We start from the raw sequence: 22,421 nt of genomic DNA, 5'->3' as shown, positions 1-22,421 counted from the left end.
GCCGACGGATCCGCGAACCGACGTTTAACCCGTAGCCGGTCTAGACTGTTCTGGTGCGGCAAGGGGGCCGCGGGTTCCGATCTCGGGCAAAACATCAGTCTCTCAAAGGTCTCTCGCGGTGAAGTTCAAGGGGTTTGGCAGGAAACGTCCTGCCTCAATGCGTCATGGGGCCGTCCCTGCTACTGCCTTTTCCGTTGTGCTCGCTGTCATCGGTGCCGGAATTTTCCTGCATCCGGGCACGGATACCGCGGACGTTGACTTGCACGACGGCGGGATCTGGGTCACGAACCAGAGTGCCAACCTGGTCGGCCATGTCAATTACCAATCCCGCACGCTCGACGGCGGCTTCCTGGCCAACAGCACCTCGTATGACATCCTTCAGTATGAGGGCGATGTCATGCTGGAAAACTTTGACCAGTCCAGCCTGAGTACGGTGGACACCGCCGCTATGGCCTTTGTCGGCGGCACTCCCATTCCCGATGGCGCCGATACCAGCCTGAGCAATGACCTGCTGGTGGTTGCCGATCCGGCGAAGGGACTTGTCTGGGCCATGGATCCGGCGGCCCTGCCGGCCTTTACCCCGGACAGGCTGGAACCCGTGCATACCGCGACGCCGGGGGTCACCGCCGTCGCCGGTCCGGATCAGACCATCACGTTGGCCGAGCCGGAGTCCGGGATCCTGACCACGGTAGAGCTGGACGAACAGTACCTGCCCGCCGGGACCGACAGCACGGAGGTTCCCCAGCTACGTGGTGCAGACGAACTGCAGCTGACAGCCGTGGGGGACCAAGCAGTGGTCCTCGACGCCGCACGGGGGCTGGCATTCAACGGTGCCGGCCGACAACTTGACCTCGGGGAAGGAACTTCCTCAGCTCTTCAGGGCGAACAGGCGGCCGCCTTTCAGGGCGCGCAACTTCAGCAGTCCGGTGGGGCCAGTACTTATGCGGCGATCGCCACCACAAATGCCCTGGTCAAAGTCCCGTTGGATGGAGATGAGCCCACGGTTCTTCCTGCAAAGGGCGGGACGCCGGCCGCGCCAGTCCAACTGGATGATTGTACTCACGCAGCCTGGATCGGGAATTCACAGTACCTGCGCAGCTGCGAAGACCCTGCCCACAACCTTGACCAGGAGCTGCCCGAACTCGGCGAATCCTCGTTGCCGGTTTTCCGCGTCAACCGGGACAACGTCATCCTCAACGATGCCGTCAGCGGCAACGTCTGGCTGGTCAAGGATGACCTGGTGCTGGTGGATAACTGGGAAGAGCTGCTTCCGCCGCCGGATGAGACCGACGAGGAGGAGGAGACGGCGGACACCACCACCAACAACACGCTGCCGGACCGTAGCGAGGCCAACCGTCCGCCCTTGGCCGTGGCAGATGAATTCGGCGTCAGGCCGGGCAGGACCACCGTACTGCCGGTACTGGACAATGATTCGGACCCCGACGGCGACGTCCTCACCTCGGCGGTCCGCGGCGAGCAGCCGGATATCGGCCAGGTCCAGCGCATCTACAACGGCGGCGGACTGCAAATCAGAGTCGCCGAGGATGCCGAGCCCGGCACCCGCTCCTTCAGCTACCAGGCCGACGACGGCCGGGGCGGTACCGCCGATGCCGACGTCACCCTGCGGATCCGCGCCGACAACGAAAACGGCGCCCCGCAGCAGAAGCGCAAGACAATCATCCAGCTGGAACAAGGCAAGTCCATTACCCAGAACGTGCTCAATGACTGGACGGATCCGGACGGCGATGATCTGTACCTGGAGGAGGGCGCAACAACCGATGACAACCAGGTCGCAGTACGCCGGGACGGTCTGCTGACCTTCCAGGACGCCGGCGACGAACCGGGCCGCAAGGAGGTGCGTATTTCCGTCTCTGACGGGCGCAGCACCACCGAAGGCGTGGTGACGATCGACGTCCGTCCTACCGGTTCGCTGGCTCCGGTGGCCAACGCGGACCACGTCTCCGTCGTCGCGGGCCAGGACCTGCGCATCAGTCCGTTGGAGAATGATCTGGATCCGCGTGGCGGCACGCTCGCGCTGGCCCGTGTGGATGTGGAGGGCCAAGGGGAAGTTGAACCGGACTTCGCCTCCAATACTTTCGTTTTCAAGGCGGCCCCGGTGGGGCGGTATTACGTGACCTATCTGGTGACCAACGGTCCGCTGAGTTCCACCGGCCTGGTGCGCGTGGACGTCCTGGGCAGCGCCCGCGAGGGTGTGCCCGTGGCTACCCGGGATACGGCGCTGCTGCCTGCCGGCGGGGAAGTGCTGGTCGATGCACTGGCCAACGATTCGGATCCCGGCGGCGGGGTGCTGGTCATTCAGGGCGTCTCCGCCCCCGGAAACGACGCCATCTCCGTTGCGGTGCTCGAACACGGGGTCATCCGCGTCCAGGACCTGCGCGGTCTGGCTGAACCCACCACCCTGAGCTACACCATCTCCAACGGCGGCCAAAGCGCCGTGGGGGAGATCGCCGTCGTTCCTGTTCCCGCGCCGGACCGGGCGGAACCGCCGGAGGCCAATCGCGACACCGCCCGCGTGCGCGCCGGCGACATCGTGACCATCGATGTGCTGGCTAACGACACACATCCCAATGGCGACCGGCTCAAGCTCGTGCCGGAACTGGTGGAAACGGTGGATGGGTCCGCCGGCCGGCTTTTCGTATCGGAAAACTCGCTGCGCTTCATCGCCGGCGACCAGGCCCGGACGGTCTCGCTGGTTTACGAGGTGGAAGACTCGCTGGTCCAGCGGGACTCGGCCCAGGTGCTGATCCATATTGAAGCGCTGGATGCGGAGAAAAATGACCGGCCCAATCCGCGGCACCTGACGGCGCGTGTCTTATCGGGCGCCACCGTTCGCATCCCGGTGCCGCTGAACGGTATCGATCCCAACGGGGATTCGGTCAGCCTGACCGGGATCACCAAGGCGCCCGCTCAGGGTACGGCGCTGCCGGGCAGCAACTACATCGACTACGTCGCCACCGATGTTGCCCGCGGAACCGACACCTTCACCTATTCCGTCACGGACCGGCTGGGTGCCACCAACACCGCCACGGTGCGGGTGGGCATCGCTCCTGCCGGCGAGACCAACCACGCGCCCGTGCCGGTGGATGACGTCTTCCAACTGCGCCCGGGCCGAGCGGCCGCCCTGGATGTGCTGGCCAATGACACGGATCCCGACGGCGACCGGCTCACCTTGGTACAGGACGGCGTCGACGGCCCGCAGCTGAATGCCGAAGCCCGGCAGGAGCGCGTCTGGCTGCAGACACCCGCCGAGGCCGGGGCGCACAACGTCCGTTACCGCGTGGCGGACGGCCGCGGCGGCACGGCGTTGGGAACGGCCACGGTCACGGTCGACCCGGACGCGCCGCTGCAGTCGCCGATCGCCCGCGATGACCGGGTGGAACCGGCGGAGGCCATGGGCCGGACCGCCGTCGACGTGCCGGTACTCGAAAATGACGAGGACCCGGACGGCGTGGCCGACGAACTGGACGTGGAAGTCGATGCGCTCGGCGGCACCGCCACGGTAATGAACGACGGCGTGGTGCGGGTTAATCTCACGGCGGCACCGCAGTTGGTTCCCTACACCGTGACGGACGCGGATTCGCTCAGCGGCACGGCCGTGATCTGGGTGCCGGGGCTGGGCGACCAGTTCCCGGTGCTGGCGGAGACGGTTCCGCTTGAAGTCATCGCCGGGCAAAGCCTGACGCTGGATGTCGCCGACCTGGTTCGGGTGCGCACGGGCCGCACGCCCGTCATCACGCAGGAAGATTCCCTCCGAGCCATCGGCACGGACGGCAGCCCGCTGCTGGCCGATCCCACCACCTTGACCTACACCGCGCACCAGGACTTCATCGGCCGCGGCTCCGTCACCTTCGAGGTCACCGACGGGACGGGGCCGGACGATCCCGAAGGGCTCAAGTCCACCCTGACGGTGCTGATCGACGTCCTCGCGGACCCCAACCGCAACCAGCCGCCGGCCATGCGCAACGGCGCACTGAATGTTGCGCAGGGGGAGGAGCAGCAGACGCTGGACCTGCGTCAGCTGGCCGAAGACCCGGACCAAGACGACGTCGACCGGCTCGACTTCTCCTTGTCCGACGCCATCCCGGCCGGCTTCACCGCGTCGATCGCGGACGGCCGGCTTGAAGCGGCGGCAACGGAGGACGCCGCCGTCGGCTCCACCGGAGTCCTGGCGGTGACCGTCACCGATCCCTACGGCGAAGAGGCCACGGCGCAGATCTTCCTCAATGTCGTGTCCTCCACGCGGCCGCTCGCCGTGGCTAATCCGGACAGCCGCGACGACGCGGTCCAGGGGGAGCCGGTTACCGTGGACGTGCTGGCGAATGACACCAACCCGTTCAGCGGCGACCCGCTACGGCTGGTCAGTGCGAAGGTGACCACCGGAGACGGCCGGGCCGAGGTCGCCGGGGATGCCGTCCGCGTCACGCCGGGCGCCGATTTCACCGGTGTGCTCCAGGTGACCTACACGGTGGCCGACAAGACGGGCCAGGCGGACCGTCAGGTGAACGGGCAGCTGCGGGTCACCGTCCGCGGCAGGCCGGACACGCCGGCCCAGCCGGTGGTGGAATCGGTGGAGGACAGCTCCGTGGTGCTCAGCTGGGCGCCGCCGAACAACAACGGGCTGCCCATCACCGGCTACACCGTCCGCGCCGCGGGCTTCGCGCAGGAATGCGCCGCCACCACGTGCACCCTGACCGGACTGACCAACAACGTGGTGTACAACTTCACCGTCGAAGCAACCAACGACGCCGGCACCTCCGAGGTCTCGCCGCCGTCGGCCGATGCGCGTCCCGACACCCGGCCGGACAAGCCCCAGCCGCCCACCCTGATCAGCGGTGACGGCAGCCTGGCGGTCAGCTGGGCACCGGCCACCAGCTCGGGCTCGCCGGTGGAAAGCTACAACGTGCGCATCACGCCCGCGCCGGCAACGGGCAATCCCACGAAGACCGGGGTGACCGGAACCGGCCTGGTCTGGGAAGGCCTGCAGAACGGCCAGGCCTACACGGTGGCCGTGCAGGCCGTGAACCAGGCGCCGGAACCGTCCGACTTCAGCGAGCCGTCCGCGCCCCAGACCCCGGCGGGGCTGCCGCGGCAGCCGGCGCCGCCGTCGGCCGCCGTCGTTCCTTACGGGGCCAGCCAGTCCCAGCTGAGCGTGAGTTGGCGGGCGCCGGATTCCAACGGCGCACCGATCCAGCACTATGTACTCTCCGTTTTCCGCGGCGGTGCGTTGCAGCAGAAGCTGGAAACAGCAGGCACCAGTCAGACGGTGACGGTGGCCAACGCGGACCAGGACTATACGTTCGCCGTTGCCGCCGTCAACAAGGTGGGTCGGGGCGAGCCGAGCGGCACCTCCCCGCCCAAGCGCGCCGCCGGTAAGCCGGGGACCGTTTCCGGCGTCAAATTGGCGGCCCACAATACCGCCGGCGACGGCGGGCAGGTTCAGGCGAGCTTTACCCCGGTGGCCGACTCCGGGCTCAACGGTGCCCGCCGCAGCGAGATCAGCTACATCTGGACGGCATCGACCGGGCAGTCGGGCACGTTCTCCGGCAGCGGCCGGCCCGAGACGCTTTCCGGCTTCACCAACGGGGTGTCCACGTCGGTGACGGTCCGCGCCGTCTCACGTGCCAGCGGCACTGCCGTGCGTGGGGCCGGCGCCACATCCGGTTCCGTGGTGCCCTACGGCAAACCGCTGCCGCCCAGGGTGCAGGGCCACGATGCCCCCAAGGGCTCGCAGGACGTCAAGTTCACCTGGGAGACTCCGGTGGCCAATGGGAAGGACGTGGACCGGATCGAATGGCGCCACATCGCAACCACCTACCCTTGGGATGACCCGAACCCGGACCGTGCCGGAGACCTTGCGCCGAGAGCAGGCAGCAAGACGATCAAGACCAGCTGGGACAACTCCACAACCTTGGAATTCCGCGTGTGCGATGTCACCAACGTCTGTTCGGACGGCGTTATTGTCCACGGCAGGACCGGTCCGGCGCCGGGCGGGTAGCCAGCGCCGCGCTGCCATGGGTAGTTCTCCCCGTGGCAGCGTTTAACCTGGCGGTTTACACTGTCTGGGGTGGCAAGGGGGCCGCGGGTCCCGGTTCCGGGCAATAAATCAGTCTCTCAAAGGTCTCTCAGCGGTGAATTTCAAGGGTTTCGGCAAGGCACGCAATGCTGCCTTCCGCCGTAGGGGCATGCCCGCCACCGCCTTCTCCGTGGTGCTCGCCGTGATCGGCGCGGGCATCTTCCTGCACCCGGGCACGGACACCGCGGACGTGGACCTCAACGACGGCGGCATCTGGGTGACGAATAAGTCCCAGTCCCTGGTGGGCCACCTGAACTACCAGTCCCAACTGCTCGACGGCGGATTCAAGCCCGCCGGCGCCAACTTCGACGTCCAGCAGGAAGCGGCCACGGTGCTGCTGCAGAACCTGGACCAGAATGCCGTCAGTACCGTAAGCGTCGCCGAGATGATCCACGGCGCCGAAAACCAGCTCCCTGGCTCGGCCAAGCTGTCCCTGGGCACGGAGGTGGCCGCGGTCAGCGATCCGGCCTCCGGGCAGGTCTGGGCCGTCGCCGCGAACGGCTTGGATTCCTTCACACCGGAAGCCGCGCAGCCGCTGGCCGAAGACGCCCCGGGCGCCATCGCCGTCGTCAGTAACGCCGATACGGTCTATGTGGCCGATCCGGAGGCCGGCAGGCTGACCGGTTACCGCGCCCCTGAGGGCGGCGGCATGTTCGAGGAAGTCTCCGCCCAGGACCTGCCGGGCATCAAGGACGCGGACGGGCTGCAGCTGACCACCGTGGGCGATGAACCGGTGCTGCTGGACCCGGCCGGCGGCACGCTGTATCTGCCTTCCGGCAAGAGGGTGGAGCTGGAGGATGCGCAGGACGCCAGGCTGCAGCAACCCGGCGACGCCAGCAACAGAGTAGCCATTGCCACCTCCAACGGCCTGCTCGCCCAGCCGCTGGACGGCGGCGAGGCCCGGCTGACCGAAATCCGGAACCCTGCGCCGCCCATCGCGCCGGTGCAGGTGGCCGGCTGCATCCACGCCGCGTGGACTTCAGACGCCGGCTACCTGCGCGACTGCGCGGACGATGCCTTCGACCTGTCGCAGCCCATTCCGTCCCTGTCCGCCCAGTCGGAGCTGGTATTCCGGACCAATCGCGACGTGGTGGTGCTCAACGACGTCAACGCCGGCAACGTGTGGCTGGTCAACAAGAACCTGCAGCTGGTCAACAACTGGGGCGATTTGATCCCGCCGAAGGGCGACGACGAGGACGACACCACCGAGTCCGCGGACATCACCGCGGCCACCCGGCTGCCTGAGCGCCAGGAGGAAAACCAGGCGCCGGTCGCGGTGGCGGACGAGTTCGGTGTCCGCGCCGGCCGCACCACGGTGCTGCCGGTGCTCTTCAACGACTCGGACCCGGACGGGGACCTGCTCACGGTCGCCGTTAACGGCGACCAGCCCGCCACCGGTACCGTTCAGCGGATTTACCAGGGGACCGGCCTGCAGATTGTGCTGCCCGGGGACGCCACCGGTTCGTCGTCGTTCGCCTATGAGGTCAATGACGGCCGCGGCGGCACGGACACCGCCCAGGTCAGGCTCCGCGTGGTGCCGGAGGGTTCCAACGCGGCGCCGGAGCAGAAGCGCGAGACCATCCTCGCCGTCGAATCCGGGCAGAGCCTGAGCCGGAACGTGCTGACGGACTGGCTGGACCCGGACGGCGATGACCTGCTGCTGATGGGCGCGGTGGCCGAGGATCCGGGGGACATTGTCCGCACGCGGCCGGACGGTGTGCTCACCTACCAGGACGTGGGGACCTCCGACGGCGAGAAGAAGGTCACCATCACGGTCTCCGACGGCCGCACCAGCACCACGGGCGAGGTCACCGTGGAGGTCGAACCGCGCGGCGAGCTGGCTCCGGTGACCAACCCGGACCACGTGCGCGCCACGGTGGGCGAGGAAGCCACCATCTTCCCGCTGCGCAACGACGCGGACCCCACCGGCGGATCCATGCGCCTGGCCAGCGTGGGCGAGGTGCCCAATGCCGTCGTGCAGGGGAATTACGACGTCGGCACGGTCACCTTCAGCTCCGCTGCCGCCGGCACCTACTATCTGGAATACCTGGCCACCACCGGCCCCACGAGTTCCCCGGGGCTGATCCGGGTGGACGTCACCGAGGCCGAGCAGGGCAGCGGCGTGCCCACGGCCGTGCGCGATGTGGTGCTGCTGCCCTCGCGCGGCGAAGCGCTGGTGGATGTGCTGGCGAATGACTCGGATCCGGCGGGCGGCGTGCTGGTGGTCCAGTCCGTTTCCGTGCCGCGCGACGCGCCGGTGGACGTGGCCGTGCTGAACCACTCCATCCTGCGCGTCAATGATGCCCGCGGCCTGGCCTCGCCGCTGACCATCACCTACACCGTCTCCAACGGCTCCGGCAGCGCCACCGGCGAGGTGGCCATCTTCCCGGTTCCCGCGCCGGCCAAGCTGCTGCCGCCGCGGGCGCACAATGACGAGGCAGTGGTCCGGGCCGGCGACATCGTCAACATCCCGGTGCTGGAAAACGACGAACATCCCAACGGTGCCGCCCTGACCCTGGACACCGAACTGGTGGAAGCGCCCGCCGCGGCGGACGGCACCATCGCGATCTCCGGAAACCAACTGCGGTTCAAAGCCGGCCCGGAGGCAAACGGTGGGAAAACAGTCACCGCGGTCTACCGCATCAGCGGGCCGGACGGACAGGTGGCCAGCGCGCAGGTGCGGATCCGCATCACCGGACCGGACACCGAGAACAACGCCCGCCCGGTGCCGAAGAACCTGACCGCCCGGGCGCTGGCGGGCAAAACCGTGAGCATCCCGGTGCCGCTGGACGGCATCGACCCGGACGGGGACTCGGTCAGCCTGGCCGGGCTGGAACGCGCGCCGACGCTGGGCACCGCCGTGATCAAGGCTGCGGCCATCGAATACACCGCCGGCAGCGGCTCCACCGGCACGGACACCATCAGCTACGTGGTCCAGGACCGGCTCGGCGCCCGCTCCACCGCGACCATTTCCATCGGCATCGCCCCGTCCTCGGACGCCAACCAGCCGCCCAACGCCGTCGACGACGAGGCGAGCGTGCGGCCGGGCCGCAACCTGTCGGTGGACGTGCTCAAGAACGATTCGGACCCCGACGGCGACCGCATCGCCTATGCTGCCGACGGCCTCGGCTCGGACGCGGACCTCCAGCTGAGCCTGCGGGAGGGACGCCTCCGGATTGCTGCCCCGGAAACGGAAGGCACCGCCGTCGTCCGCTATACCATCACCGATGGTCGCGGCGGCACTGCCACCGGGACGCTGACCGTGACGGTGGATCCGGACGCGCCGCTGCTGCCGCCGGTGGCGCGGGATGACCGGGTGGCGGTGGCCGAGACCACGGGCAAGGACCAGGTCAGCGTTCCGTTGCTGAACAATGACGAGGATCCCGACGGCGACCTGAGCGAGCTGGCCATCAGCATCGATGACTCGGCCGGCGGCGCTGCCCTGGCCGAGGACCGGACTTTGACCGTGCCCGTCCGGGCCGACACGCAGATCATTGCCTACACACTTGAGGACGTGGACTCGCTGACCTCCACCGCGTTCGTGGTGGTGCCCGGCAACAGGGACCAGCGGCCGGCGCTGAAGGAACAGCAGCCGCTGGAGGTCCGCTCCGGTGAACCGCTGAGCCTGGACATCGGGCAGCTCGTGGCGGTCCGCGAGGGCAGGACGCCGCGCCTGACCCAGGATGACAAGGTGGCCGCCGTGGCCGGTTCGGCGAGGATCAACGGCGCCACGGGCCTGACCTTCACCTCCAACGACGGCTACGCCGGTGCAGCGTCGGTCAGCTTCGAGGTCACCGATGGCTCCGGCCCGGATGATCCGGACGGGTTGAAGGCCACGCTGACCGTGCCGATCACGGTGCTCCCGCTGCCGGAGCAGAACGCGCCGCCCACCCTGAGCGCCAATTCGCTCCAGGTGGCGCAGGCCGGCGAGCCGGCAACCCTGGACCTGCGGGACGCGGCGAGCGATCCCGATCCGCAGGACGCCGATGCGCTGGAGTTCGCGGTGACCGGTGGTTCCGTCGAGGGCGTGGACGTGTCCATCGACGGCAGCGTGCTCACCGCCCGGGCCCGGAACAACGCGGCCAAGGGCGCCGAGGGCACCGTCAACGTCAGCGTCACCGACGGCAACCACGATCCGGTGTCCTCCACGGTGACGATCAGCGTGGTGGCCACGGACCGCCCGCCTGCCGTGGCCGTGGACGATCTGGTGCCGGACGCGCACCAAGGCGAGACCGTGACCGTTCCCGTGCTGGACAACGATTCGAACCCGTTCCCGGAAACGCCGCTGAAGATCCTCAGCGCCCAGCCGCAGGACGGCGGGCAGGGCAGCGTGGCGGTCAGCGGCGACGCCCTGGCGATCACCCCGAACGAAGACTTCGTGGGCACCATGGGCGTCATCTACCGGGTCCAGGACGCCACCGAGGACCCGGACCGCGAGACCGAAGGCCGCGTCACCCTGACAGTGAAGGGCAAGCCGGACGCACCGAGCACTCCGCGGATGGTCAGCGAGGGCAACCAGACCGCCGTGCTGACCTGGGAAGTGCCCGCGGACAACGGCGAACGCATCACCTCCTACACAGTGTCCGGCGGCGGGTTCAGCCAGGAGTGCGCGGCCAACACCTGCACGCTGGAGAACCTGACCAACAACCAGGAGTACAACTTCACCGTGACGGCCACCAACGCGGTGGGGACCTCCGAAGCTTCGCCCGCGTCCGGCGTCGTCCGTCCGGATGTGAAACCCGAAACCCCGGCAGCGCCGCAGCTGGAGTTCGGCGACGGCGCGCTGACGGTGACCTGGCAGACGCCGGCGTCGCAGGGCTCGCCGGTGGAGTCCTTCAACCTGGAGATCTCGCCGGCCCCGCCGGTGGGCGACCTGCAGAAGAACGGCGTCACCGGGAACTCGCTGGTCTGGAACGGACTGGCCAACGGAACCGCCTACAAGGTGCGGGTGCAGGCGAACAACCGTGCCTCCACACCGTCCGACTGGGGCGCCTACTCCGCCGAGGAGATTCCCGCCGGCGTCCCCGGTGCCCCATCGACGCCCACCGCCACACGGACCACCAGCGCGGTGAACGAGGGCTCGATCGACGTGGCCTGGACCGCCCCGGCCAACACCAACGGCGCTCCGGTGGAAGCGTACGACCTGCGGATCTTCGAGAACGGTGCGCCGGCCGGAACCCGCAGCGGGCTCTCCGCCGGAACCACCGGGGTGTCGCTGACCGGGCTGAAAACCGCCGGCAGCTACACCTTCGACGTCGTCGCGCACAACAAGGCCGGCGCGGGGGAGCGCAGCGGCCGTTCTGCCGCCGTCGTGCCTTATGGTGTTCCGCACCAGGTGCAGGGCGTGACCGCGGCGGCCACCGGGGCCAACGAGCAGGTCAAGCTGGATTTCGCGGCCCCGTACAACAACGGCAGCGCGATCACCGGCTACGAATACGCGATCGACGGCGGCGGCTGGCGTGCCTTCGGCGGTCCGGGCAGCGCGGTCTCCTCGCCGACCAACGGGCAGAACCACACGTGGAAGGTCCGGGCGCTGAACGCGGGCGGCCCCGGGGCGGCGAGCCCGGCCTCCAACGCCACCAGCGCCTACGGCCCGATCACCGATGCCTCCAATCTGGCCGCCTCTACTGCCGGGCCGAAAGTGACGTTTACCTGGAACACCAACTGGCAGGCCTACGGCAACGGCCGGAAGGTCACCGGCTCCTCGGTCACCGTCAACGGCCAGGCGGTAAACGCGGGCGCCGGGAGCTGGACCAGCCCGGAGGAAGCCAACAAGTCCTACACCATCACGGTGACCGTGAGCCGGTCCGACGGCAGCAGGAGCTTCAGCCGGACCCAGGTTGTCCCGCCGGCCGAGATCACGGGGATCTATCGCGGCGATAGGGTGAATGTCGACGGGAAGTCCGGCTGGCACTACGTCATTGTGGAGTACCGGAACTTCCCGCAGGGCACTCGGGATGTCTGGTGCCGGGCGAGCGATACCAACCTGGATCCGAACTACGGGCGCGCACCGATAGGATTTGCCCATAGCGGCAGGGTCCAGACCAAGTGCATCGCGAAAATCGATTCCCCCGAACCAGGTGCCATCACCATGTCCGTGGAAGGAATGGGAGATTTCCAGTTCTCCAACTGGAGCGGCTGACGGCTGGCTCCACACAACAAGCCCCAACCCTTTTAATTCAGCCCTGTACAAGAGAAAGACACAATCCCCATGACGATGACAGCAGAGCAGGCCGAATGGTTCGCCGAAACCTTCGAGAAGCTGGTCGGCAACGTCGGCCAGGCCGTGCTGGGCAAGCCGCACGTGGTCAAGCTGATCCTGACCGCCATGCTCGCCGAAGGGCACGTGCTGCTGGAGGACGCGCCGGGCACGGGCAAGACCATGCTGGCCCGGTCGCTGTCGGCCACCGTGCAGGGCACCAACTCCCGCATCCAGTTCACGCCCGACCTGTTGCCCTCCGACGTCACCGGCATCACCATCTATGACCAGAAGACGCAGAACTTCGAGTTCCACAAGGGCCCGATCTTCGCCAACGTGGTGCTGGCCGACGAGATCAACCGCGCCTCGCCCAAGACCCAGTCAGCGCTGCTGGAGGTCATGGAGGAATCCCGCGTGACGGTGGACGGCGTCACCTACGAGGCCGGCCGGCCGTTCATGGTCATCGCCACCCAGAATCCCATCGAGCAGGCCGGCACCTACCGCCTGCCCGAGGCCCAGCTGGACCGCTTCCTGATCAAGACCTCCATCGGCTACCCGGACCTGGCCGCCACCGTGGAGCTGCTCGGCGGCAGCACCACGCGGGACCGTTCGCTGGCGCTGAAGCCGATCATCACCACCGCGGCCGTGACCGATATGGCGGATCTGGCCACCACCAACCACGTGGATATCGCCGTATTGGAGTATGTCTCGCACCTCTGCGACGCCACCCGCACGGCCGACGAAACCCGGCTGGGCGTGTCCGTCCGCGGCGCGCTGGCGATGGTCCGCGCGGCCAAGGTCTGGGCCGCCGTCCACGGCCGGAACTACGTGCTGCCGGACGACATCAAGGAACTGGCCCCGGTGGTCTGGACGCACCGTTTCGTGATGGACCCCGAGGCTGAATTCGCCGGCGCCACCCCCGAGGCCGTGCTCAAGCGGGTGCTGTCCGAGGTGGCCGCGCCGCAGCAGCGCAGCGTCTCGGTTTAATGTCCACGACAAAAGCGGGCGCCGGCCGCGTCCGGCTCAAACGGCTGCTGCGCAAGGCCGCACCGGAGCACAACAGCAAACTGCATCCGGCGTCGCTGCTGAAGCTGGCCAGGGAGACGGCCGCGTTGACCGGCGAGTTTCTGGCACCGCATTGGCAAAGAACGACGGCGGTGCTCGCCAAATACGTGCAGCCAACCGTTTCCATCGTCTCGCCGCTGGGCTGGATCGTGCTGGGCGCTGCCGTGCTGTTGTTCGGCCTCGGTGCCGCCTACGGCTGGGCCGAAGCCAAAGCCGGCGGTCTGATGGCGGTGCTGCTGCTGCTGATCGCCATCGGCTTTGTGCTCGGGCGCTCCTCCTACGGCGTGAAATTGGATCTCGCCCGCACCCGGGTGGCCGTCGGGGACCACGCGATCGGCAGTGTGGAAGTCACCAACACGGACCCCAAGCCCCTGCTGCCGGCCGCGCTGGAACTGCCCGTGGGCGGCTCCACCGCGGTGTTCCACCTGCCGCGGATGAAGCCCGGCCAAGTGCACGAGGACCTCTTCACCATCCCCACCCAGCGGCGCGCCGTGATCGTCGTGGGCCCGGTGCGCTCGGTGCGGGCGGATCCGCTGGGCCTGCTGCGCCGGCAGATGATGTGGACCTCACCGACCGATCTGTTTGTGCACCCGAAGACCACCGCGCTGATCGGCTCGGCTTCCGGTTTCATCCGCGATCTGGAAGGGCTGCCCACCAAGGACCTCTCCAGCGCGGATGTGTCCTTCCACGCGCTGCGCGACTACGTTCCGGGCGACGACCGCCGGCACATCCACTGGAAGACCACCGCCCGCACCAACGAGCTGATGGTCCGCCAGTTCGAGGAAACCCGCCGCGCACACCTGGCCGTCGCCGTATCCACCAACACCGAGGAGTACACCAGCGAGCATGACTTCGAGCTCGCCATCTCGGTAGCCGCCTCCATCGGGCTGCAGGCCATCCGGGAGCAGCGCAACCTCTCGGTGCTCACGCAGCAGGGACCGCTGAGGACCGAGACCGGGCGCAATCTGCTGGACGAAATGACCCGGATCGAAGGCCGGCCGCAGCGCGCGACGGCGGTGGACCTGGCGCGCATCGCGGCCGACACGGTACCGAATGCCTCAGTCTTCTTCCTGGTGGTCGGCGAACACGTCACCGCCACGCAACTGCGCCGTGCCGCCGCTGCCGTTCCGCCCGGCATCCGGGCCTTCGCCATCCGCTGCGCCCATGGGCTGGACGCGGCGAAAGCCTCCATTGGGGACCTGACCGTCCTCACGTTGGGCAACCTGGACGACCTGGCCATCATTCTGCGAAAGGCTGCCGCATGAGCGCCCCCGACAGCCCCGGGAACGAACCCAGGCGCAGCCGCCGCCGGGCCGCTGCGCCCCGGGAACAGGACGCCTCTCCCCGGAACCGGACCGCCGCCACGCGGGAACGCGCCGCATCACGCGACCGCGGTCTGCCCCCGCAGGAGCGCGGGCTGGTGCTGCAGCGTTCCTGGCAGCACCTCGGTATTGATGCGGCCGTGCTCACCCTGTTGCTGGGGATGGGCGTGCTCGGTTTCCACAACGTTTTTGCGGGCGAGCCGCGTTATCTGGTCGCCGGGTTCGGCGGCATCATGGCCGGACTCGGCCTGGCCCTGGCATGCGCCTGGTACCGGCTGGGCCTGCTGGCCACCGCGACCGCCGGGCTGCTGACGTATGTGCTGCTCGGCAGCGCCTTTGCCGCGCCCACCCAGGCGATTGCCGGCGTCGTGCCTTCGCTGGAATCCCTGCGTACGGTTCTGACCGGCTTCATCTTCGCCTGGAAGGACATCCTGACCGTCGCCGCGCCGGTGGGTGTCAACGGAGGCATGCTGGTGGTCCCGTTCCTGGGCTCGCTGGCCGCGGCGCTGCTGGCCGGCACGCTGGCCTGGCGCCTCAAGACCCCGTACTGGGCCATCCTGCCCGTGACGGCGATGTTCATTCTGGGCATCGCATTCGGCACCAACGCGCCCACGCTGCCGCTGCTGCGCGGCGTGCTGCTGGTGGCCGGGGCCGTATCGTGGCTGGCCTGGCGCCGGCACATTTCCCGCACCGACACCGCGCACGTCTCCGCCAACCCGCAGACCGCCGACGCAGCCGCCCACCGGACCGGCGTGCTCCGGCGGCTGGGCCTGGGCGCCGGAGTGCTGGTGCTGGCGACGGCGGTCACCGTGCTGGCCGGCCCCGCGCTGACCGCAGGCGGTGAGCGCAAGGTGCTGCGCGACGTCGTTGTTCCCCCGGTGGAGCTGTACGACTACCCGTCGCCGCTGATGGACTTCCGCCAGTTTGTGAAGGACAAGTCCGAGGACACCCTCTTCACCGTGCAGGGCCTGCCGCCGGGGGAGCGCGTGCGGCTGGCCGCGCTGGATACCTACGACGGCGTGGTCTACAACGTGAACCCGCAAAGCGGCGGCAACTACGCGCCCGTGGGAGATGCGCAGTCGCTGGGCAACCTGGACGGCGACGGCGGGAATCCCAATCCGAACACCGCGCAGATGACGTTCAGCATCGCCGACTACAACGGTGTCTGGCTGCCGGCCGGCGGGCAGCTCAACGGGGTGGCGATGGACGGGCCGCGGGCCGACGAGGTGGCGGGATCCCTCTACTACAACGAGGACTCCGAAACCGCGCTCTCCACCCGCTACATCCGGCCCGGCGACAACTACTCGGTCAACGTGTCCTTCCCGGCCAAGCCCGAGGACGGGCAGCTGGCCCAGTTCGACTTCGCCCCGCTGAACCTGCCCGAACCGGAGCAGGTGCCCAACATCATCGGGACCAAGGCCAGCGAACTGGTGGGCGACGAAACCGTGCCGATCGAGCAGGTCCGCCAGCTGGAGCGGAGCCTGCACGAAAACGGCTTCTTCTCCAACGGCAAGGAGGACGAGGCGCGCAGCCTCTCCGGGCATAGCGCCAGCCGCATGACCACGCTGCTGGACGCCGAGCAGATGATTGGCGACGACGAGCAGTACGCGGTGGCGATGGCGCTGATGGCCCGCCACCTGGGCATTCCCGCGCGCGTGGTGATGGGTTTCTATCCGGACCCGAGCATCGAGCGCACCGCCGGGCAACCGGTGGAGATCAAGGGCAAGGACGTCCATGCCTGGGTGGAGATCGCGTTCACCAACGCCGGCTGGGTGGCCTTCGACCCGACTCCGGACAAGGACAACGAGCCGACCCCGCCGCAGCAGCAGCCGAAGTCGACGCCGAAGCCGCAAGTGCTCCAGCCGCCGCCACCGCCGCAGGAACCGGCCGAGCTGCCGCCGGATTCCGCGCCGGAACCGCAGGACGCCGAGCAGAACGAGAAGGGCTTCTGGGAGCAGTGGGGCTGGCTGATCAGCGCGATCGGTGTGGCCACGATTCCGCTGGTGATCCTGCTGATCCCACTGCTGCTGATCGCCTGGCTGAAGCTGCGCCGGCGCAAACGCCGCGCCGCCGAAGGCCTGCCGAGCACCCGGGTCAGCGGCGGCTGGAGCGAGGTCATGTCGCTGGCCACGGACATGGGCGCCAGCGCCAATGCCAAGGCGACCCGGCGCGAGCATGCCTCGGAGCTGGCGAACGCGTTCCCCGCGGCCTCCGGCACGACGACGGCGCTGGCGCACCGGGCGGACGCGGCCGTGTTCGGCGGCGTGGAGCCCACCGAGGTGCAGGTGCGCGAGTACTGGGACATGGTGGAGAAGTCGCTGGACGAAATCGGCTCGTCGGTGGGCTTCTGGAAACGCCAGCGGGCGCGGTTCTCGCCCCGCTCGCTGGTGGCCGAGGCGCGCTTCCGGCTGTCACAAAAGTTCGGCAAGGGCGTGTCCGGCCGGTCCTTGGGCAACGCCGAGAGCACAAACCGTAAAGTAGAGTCACCCACCGAGGAACAACACAAGGGAGTGAGCCATACGTGGCAGCAAGACTGAACCTCGTCAGCGCCTCTGCTGGCAAGCGGGTCGGCGCGTGGCTGATCGATAAACTCCCTCCCGCCGTGCTGGTGGGCATCGGCTACGGGGTCGGCATGGCCGGGCTGCTGGGTGCAGCCGGTTCCGGCTTTGAAGAGGCAACGGCCTCTGCTGCCGCGGGCCTGTTCCTCTGGCTGGGCATTACCTCGCTGCTGGCCCTGGCCTACGGCATCTGGAAGTGGGGCTGGGAAGCGCGGACGGGCAAGACCCCGGGCAACGTCCTGCTTGGCCTGCGGACGGCGAACGAGGACGGCAACGCCCCCGGCTGGGCGGCCATCTTCATCCGCGGCCTGATCATCGCAGTCGGCGGACTGGTCCCGGTTGTCGGAGCCGTCATCGTGGTTATTTCCAACCTCTGGGACGCCAACCACCAGCGGCAGGGGTGGCACGACAAGGTGGCCAAGACCCTGGCCCTGGACGTGAATGCCGGCCGCGACCCGCTGACCACCGGCGGCCTCTACGGCCACAGCACCTTCACGCCGGAAGATGGGCAGGCGGGCGTTCCGCAGCCGAGTTTTGTCGGTGCCCCGGCCGGTGGTCCCGGTTCTGAACCGAGTCCGCAGTCGCCGCGCTTTGACGACAATGCTGCCCGTTCGGGCGGCATTATCTCCGGCATCCCGGGCTTCAGCGGCCCTCCCGCAGTCAGCACCCCCGCCGGCACTCCGGCAGGCAGCACCCCCAGCGGCACTCCCGCAGTCAGCAGTCCCGCCGGCACTCCTGCGGATATGCCTGCCGTGCAGGATACGCATGCTGCGCCCGTCGCCGCGGCGCCCGCCGCTCCAGGTGCACCCGAAAGTGCGCCTGGAAGCTCCGCGCCCACGCAAGCACCGCCGTCGCACGTCGACGACGAGTTCGCATTCACCCGCATCCGCGAAGCCGCACCCGCCCCCACAGACGTAGCCGGTTCCGGGCAGGAACCGGCCGGCCTCAACATCCGCTTCGACGACGGCCGCGAGGTCGCCATCGGATCCAGCGCGCTGATCGGCCGGAATCCGGCCGCCGCGGCAGGAGAAGAAGTGGACCAGCTGATCGACTTCGCCGATCTGGACCGTTCCGTTTCCAAGACGCATCTGGAACTGCGCGTCGAGGGCGGCACCGTCTGGGTCAATGACCGCAATTCAACCAACGGCACCGCCGTGACCGGATCGGATGGCGTGCGCCAGCAGCTTGTCCCCGGTGCACCGGTAGCGGCCAAGTCAGGAGCAACCGTGGAGTTCGGCGACCGAAGCTTCGTCATTGGTCAGGCATGACCCAGGACAAACCGAGCCACATCGACAACATCAGGCTCACAGTCGGATCGGGCACGGACCGTGGACTGCGGCGTGAGCTCAACGAGGACTCCTTCACCACTGCGTCGCCGCTGTTCGCCGTGGCCGACGGCATGGGCGGCCACGAGGCAGGCGAAGTTGCCAGCCGGATCTGTGTGGAGACGATGACGGACTACGTCCGCCGCCATGAGCTGGGAGCGGCCGAGCTTCAGCAACTCATTGCCGATGCCGACCGGCGGATCCGGGCAGCTGCGGGCTCGCGGGCCGGGACCACGGTCACCGGCGCGGCGCTGGTGGCGGAACGCGGTGTGCCGTACTGGCTGGTGTTCAACGTGGGTGATTCGCGGACCTACCGGCTCAACCAGGGCAGGATGGAACAGATCAGCGTTGACCACTCGGAAGTCCAGGAACTGCTGGAGGCCGGCCGGATCACCGCCCAGGAAGCGCTGGTCCATCCTCGCCGCCACGTGGTGACCCGCGCGCTGGGGACCGGCGATGATTCCGAACCCGACTTCTGGATGCTTCCGGTTGAGCCCGGGGACCGCATGCTGATTTGTTCCGACGGCCTCACCTCAGAAGTCAGCGACGAGCACATCCATGCCATCCTCAGCTCTACCACCCGCCCGCAGGATGCTGTCCAGGCGCTGATCCAGGCGGCGCTGTGCTCGGGCGGTCGGGACAACATCACCGCGATCGTCGTCGATGCCGCCGACCTGGCGCAGGACGCCGCGCAGGCAGCTACCGCGCCGCGTACCGAGGAAGAAGATACGGATACGTTGCCGCGGCTGGAGCCCGGCGGATCCGGGCCGGCGGGTCAGCAGGAGCAGATCTGATGGCAGCAATTACCTACTGCCCGGGCCCATGGCTCGGGCTGGTCCGGGGTGGCACCATTGTGCTGCTGGAACAGAGCATCCGCGAAGATGTGATCATGGCCGTCTGGGATGTCCTAGGTGCGCAACCGTCGGCGGAGTCCGTGCTCGGTGCCGTGGTGAGCGGCTATGGCATGGACCTGGCTTCCATACCGCAGTTCGCCATCGTGTCCTTCCAAGCCAAGTTGCATGCGATCCTGCGCGGCGACGTGGTCCTCAATAGCGACGGCGTGGGGACCTCGGCAGAACTTTCCGGCGAGGGCGTCACCACCTGGACGGAGCGCCTGCTGCCTGCCCAGGAGCTGTTTGACCTCGTGATCAATGACGGGCGCGACGGCGAGGGCCGCTGGCTTCCGCTGGCCGAAGGCATCGTCCAGTTGGGCGGCATCCGCATCGGTATGGATACAGCAGCCGGTCCGGCTGACCCCTCGCCAGGCCGACCCGAACCGGCTGCACCTGCCGTACCGAAGTCGAGGCACGAGGAACTCAACGTTCCGGAGGGCATCGAAGTCACCGGCATCTACAATCCTGATGACCTGGATGAGGCGGAAGACTTCGAAGACACGGTCATTCATACCAAGGCCCAGCGCGCCAACCTGCCCGGCCCGGCAAAGCTGTCCGCTCCGACAAGCCTGATCGATTCCGTGCCATGGCTGACGCCGTCGGCCTCCGCCCGGGCCCGGGCTGCCGAATCAGCTGCGGCTGAAGCTGCCCAGGATCTGCCCGCGGTGAACCAGGTGGACCGAACAGCCGAGGCACCCGAGACACCCGAGGGCGACCATGACGGGCAGACTCTTCTGCGCCGCGACCTGCCGCAGGCGCCCAAAACCGCGTCCGCTTCAGTTCCGGATCCGGCACAGCGGCCGGCCACCGGCCCGATGGTGCTGGCACGAGTCTGCCCGCAGGGGCATGCCAACCCGCCCACCAGTTCCAACTGCAGCATCTGCGCCGCCGGACTGGCCGACGATGCCAGCCAGGTGCAGCGTCCCAGCCTGGGCAGGATGCGGCTCTCCACTGGGGAAGTCATCGAGCTGGACCGCCCGGTGATCGTCGGCCGCCAGCCCTCGGCCTCGCGCGTGCAGGGCAACGGCATGCCGCGCCTGGTTCAGGTGCGCAGCGTCAGCGGCGACATTTCGCGTTCACATCTGGAGGTGCGGCTGGAAGGCTGGCATGTCATGCTGTGCGATCTGAAAGCGACCAACGGCACCATGCTGATCCGCGAAGGCCAGCCGCCGCGGCGGCTGGGACAGGGCGAGTCCATGATCTTGCTTGACGGCGACATCGCCGACCTGGGCGACGGCATCTCGCTGCGGTTCGAGGACCTGCCGTGAGTTCCAAGCGTCCCCCCGCACCACCGCCCGCGATCGAGGGCTACCGGTACGTCAGCCTGCTCGGGTCCGGCGGGTTCTCCGACGTCTATCTCTACGAACAGGACCGGCCCAAGCGCAAGGTCGCCGTCAAGGTCCTTGTCGCCGACCTGAAGACCCAAGGCGCGCGCCGCCGCTTCGAGTCCGAGGCGAACCTGATGGCGCAGCTGTCCACCCACCCGTTCATCGTGACTATTTACGAGGCGGACATTACCGGCAGCGGCCACTCCTACCTGGCCATGGAGTACTGCTCGCGCCCGAGCCTGGACGTGCGCTACCGCGGCGGCCCGCTCGGTGTAGATGAAGTGCTCTCGCTCGGCATCCAGGTGGCCTCCGCGGTGGAAACCGCCCACCGGGCCGGGATTGTGCACCGGGACATCAAGCCGGCAAACATCCTGGTCACGGACTACAACCGGCCCGCGCTGACCGACTTCGGCATCTCCGGCACCACCGACAGCATCGACGACGACGCCGGCATGTCCATCCCGTGGTCCCCGCCCGAAGCCTTCCAGGGCGAGGGTGCTGACGGCATCAAGATCGACATCTGGGCCCTCGGCGCCACCCTCTACACCCTGCTGGCCGGCCGCTCGCCCTTCGTCCGGCCCGGCGGCGACAACTCCCAGCGGGAACTGATGAACCGGATCGCCACGTCGCCGGTGCCGCCGCTGCGCCGTGCCGACGTGCCCGAATCCCTCGAACAGGCGCTTGCGACGGCCATGGCCAAGGCTCCGTCCTCCCGGTTCCCCACGGCCCACGCCTTTGCGCTGGCGCTGCAGCGGATCCAGGCGGAGCTGAATCTTTCGGTCACGCCCTTCGAAGTGCTTGAGGAAGCCCGCCCGGGGGATGACCTGCCGCAGGACGACGGCGGGGAAGCCACCCGGGTGCGCCAGGTGGTCTCGATCGACCCGGCCGCGACGACCAATTCGCCCACATTTTTCCGCCCACGCTTCCCCGAGCGCACCAACGCCGTGCACCCTGCCGATGACCGGACCGTCCTGCGGCCACCATCCCTCCAAGGTACGGAGCAGACCTCCGGTACCAGCCACAGCGGCCAGGCCGGCGGCTGGGTTCCGTCGCCGCCTCCCGGCGTGGAGAACACTGCGTACGACGGCGGATCCGCCACCCAGCCCACAGTCAGCTTTGGTGAGACTCACCACGAAGGCGGGGACACCGCCGTCGTACCTCGGAGCCGGAAGAATCTGGTTGGGATCATCGGCGGAGCCGCCGCGGTGGTTGTCCTGGCCGTGGCAGCCGTGCTGGTGGTCACGGCGCCGGAACCGGAAGCGGCCGAGTCGCAGCCGCCGGTCAGCCAGCCGCCGTCGAACGCAATCGAGGGCCTGTCCGGGAACGTGGTGGCGCCGGAAGAACTGGCGGGCAAAGTGGACGGGGACGAGGCCGTCTTCTCCTGGACCAATCCAGACAAGCGCGACGGCGACCTGTTCATCTGGACGCCGGTGACCGCCCTGGGCAAGGGCGAGCCGCAGCGGACACCGGATCCGGGCGTGAGCATCCCGCTGGCCGAGAACGACAGGACCTGCATCGAGGTGGTAGTGCTGCGGGCCAACGGAAAGTCATCGGACCCGGTCCGCGGTTGCGCCGACTAACCTAGAAGCAAACAACATCGTGCCCACGGCCGGCTCAGCGGCTGTTGAACGTTGCAC

9 protein-coding genes are annotated in these 22,421 nt (G+C 68.3%); all 9 read left to right on the top strand.

Annotated elements, in window-relative coordinates:
* Positions 1-157 precede the first annotated feature (157 nt).
* Positions 158-6,016 (top strand): Ig-like domain-containing protein, encoded by a 5,859-nt coding sequence (locus B0G38_RS02750; RefSeq protein ID WP_264668027.1) that lies wholly within the window; start codon positions 158-160, stop codon positions 6,014-6,016.
* A 133-nt stretch (positions 6,017-6,149) separates the two neighbouring features.
* A complete protein-coding gene (locus tag B0G38_RS02745) occupies positions 6,150-12,236 on the top strand; it encodes an Ig-like domain-containing protein (RefSeq protein WP_264668026.1) in 6,087 nt (2,028 codons plus the stop codon).
* A gap of 69 nt (positions 12,237-12,305) precedes the next feature.
* Positions 12,306-13,280: an AAA family ATPase gene (locus B0G38_RS02740; RefSeq protein ID WP_264668025.1), complete on the top strand. Its 975-nt coding sequence runs from the start codon at positions 12,306-12,308 to the stop codon at positions 13,278-13,280.
* The gene (locus B0G38_RS02735; RefSeq protein ID WP_264668024.1) at positions 13,280-14,623 is read left to right on the top strand and encodes a DUF58 domain-containing protein; all 1,344 of its coding nucleotides are present in this window, start codon (positions 13,280-13,282) and stop codon (positions 14,621-14,623) included. Before B0G38_RS02740 ends, B0G38_RS02735 begins: the two co-directional genes overlap by 1 nt.
* On the top strand, positions 14,620-17,217 hold the full coding sequence (locus tag B0G38_RS02730) for a transglutaminase TgpA family protein (protein WP_264668023.1): 2,598 nt from the start codon (positions 14,620-14,622) through the stop codon (positions 17,215-17,217). Before B0G38_RS02735 ends, B0G38_RS02730 begins: the two co-directional genes overlap by 4 nt.
* Complete coding sequence (locus B0G38_RS02725) at positions 17,202-18,506, top strand: RDD family protein (protein ID WP_264668022.1); 1,305 nt, start codon at positions 17,202-17,204, stop codon at positions 18,504-18,506. Before B0G38_RS02730 ends, B0G38_RS02725 begins: the two co-directional genes overlap by 16 nt.
* Positions 18,503-19,357 carry a PP2C family protein-serine/threonine phosphatase gene (locus tag B0G38_RS02720; RefSeq protein WP_264668021.1) on the top strand — a complete coding sequence of 285 codons (855 nt, stop codon included), beginning with the start codon at positions 18,503-18,505 and terminating at the stop codon, positions 19,355-19,357. The genes B0G38_RS02725 and B0G38_RS02720 overlap by 4 nt, the downstream gene beginning before the upstream one ends.
* Positions 19,357-20,724, top strand: a complete 1,368-nt coding sequence (locus B0G38_RS02715) for an FHA domain-containing protein (protein WP_264668020.1) — start codon at positions 19,357-19,359, stop codon at positions 20,722-20,724. The genes B0G38_RS02720 and B0G38_RS02715 overlap by 1 nt, the downstream gene beginning before the upstream one ends.
* Entirely contained in the window at positions 20,721-22,364 is a 1,644-nt protein-coding gene (locus B0G38_RS02710) for a serine/threonine-protein kinase (RefSeq protein ID WP_264668019.1), read from the top strand. The genes B0G38_RS02715 and B0G38_RS02710 overlap by 4 nt, the downstream gene beginning before the upstream one ends.
* The last annotated feature ends 57 nt before the right edge of the window (positions 22,365-22,421 follow it).

Source organism: Crystallibacter permensis, assembly GCF_025960875.1.
Classification (GTDB): domain Bacteria; phylum Actinomycetota; class Actinomycetes; order Actinomycetales; family Micrococcaceae; genus Crystallibacter; species Crystallibacter permensis.
This window is presented reverse-complemented; position numbering and strand designations above follow the sequence as displayed.

Coding starts and splice junctions, on each gene's coding strand:
- B0G38_RS02720 (WP_264668021.1), top strand. CDS start 18,503: ATGACCCAGGACAAACCGAGCCACATCGACAACATCAGGCTCACAGTC.
- B0G38_RS02730 (WP_264668023.1), top strand. CDS start 14,620: ATGAGCGCCCCCGACAGCCCCGGGAACGAACCCAGGCGCAGCCGCCGC.
- B0G38_RS02750 (WP_264668027.1), top strand. CDS start 158: ATGCGTCATGGGGCCGTCCCTGCTACTGCCTTTTCCGTTGTGCTCGCT.
- B0G38_RS02715 (WP_264668020.1), top strand. CDS start 19,357: ATGGCAGCAATTACCTACTGCCCGGGCCCATGGCTCGGGCTGGTCCGG.
- B0G38_RS02735 (WP_264668024.1), top strand. CDS start 13,280: ATGTCCACGACAAAAGCGGGCGCCGGCCGCGTCCGGCTCAAACGGCTG.
- B0G38_RS02740 (WP_264668025.1), top strand. CDS start 12,306: ATGACGATGACAGCAGAGCAGGCCGAATGGTTCGCCGAAACCTTCGAG.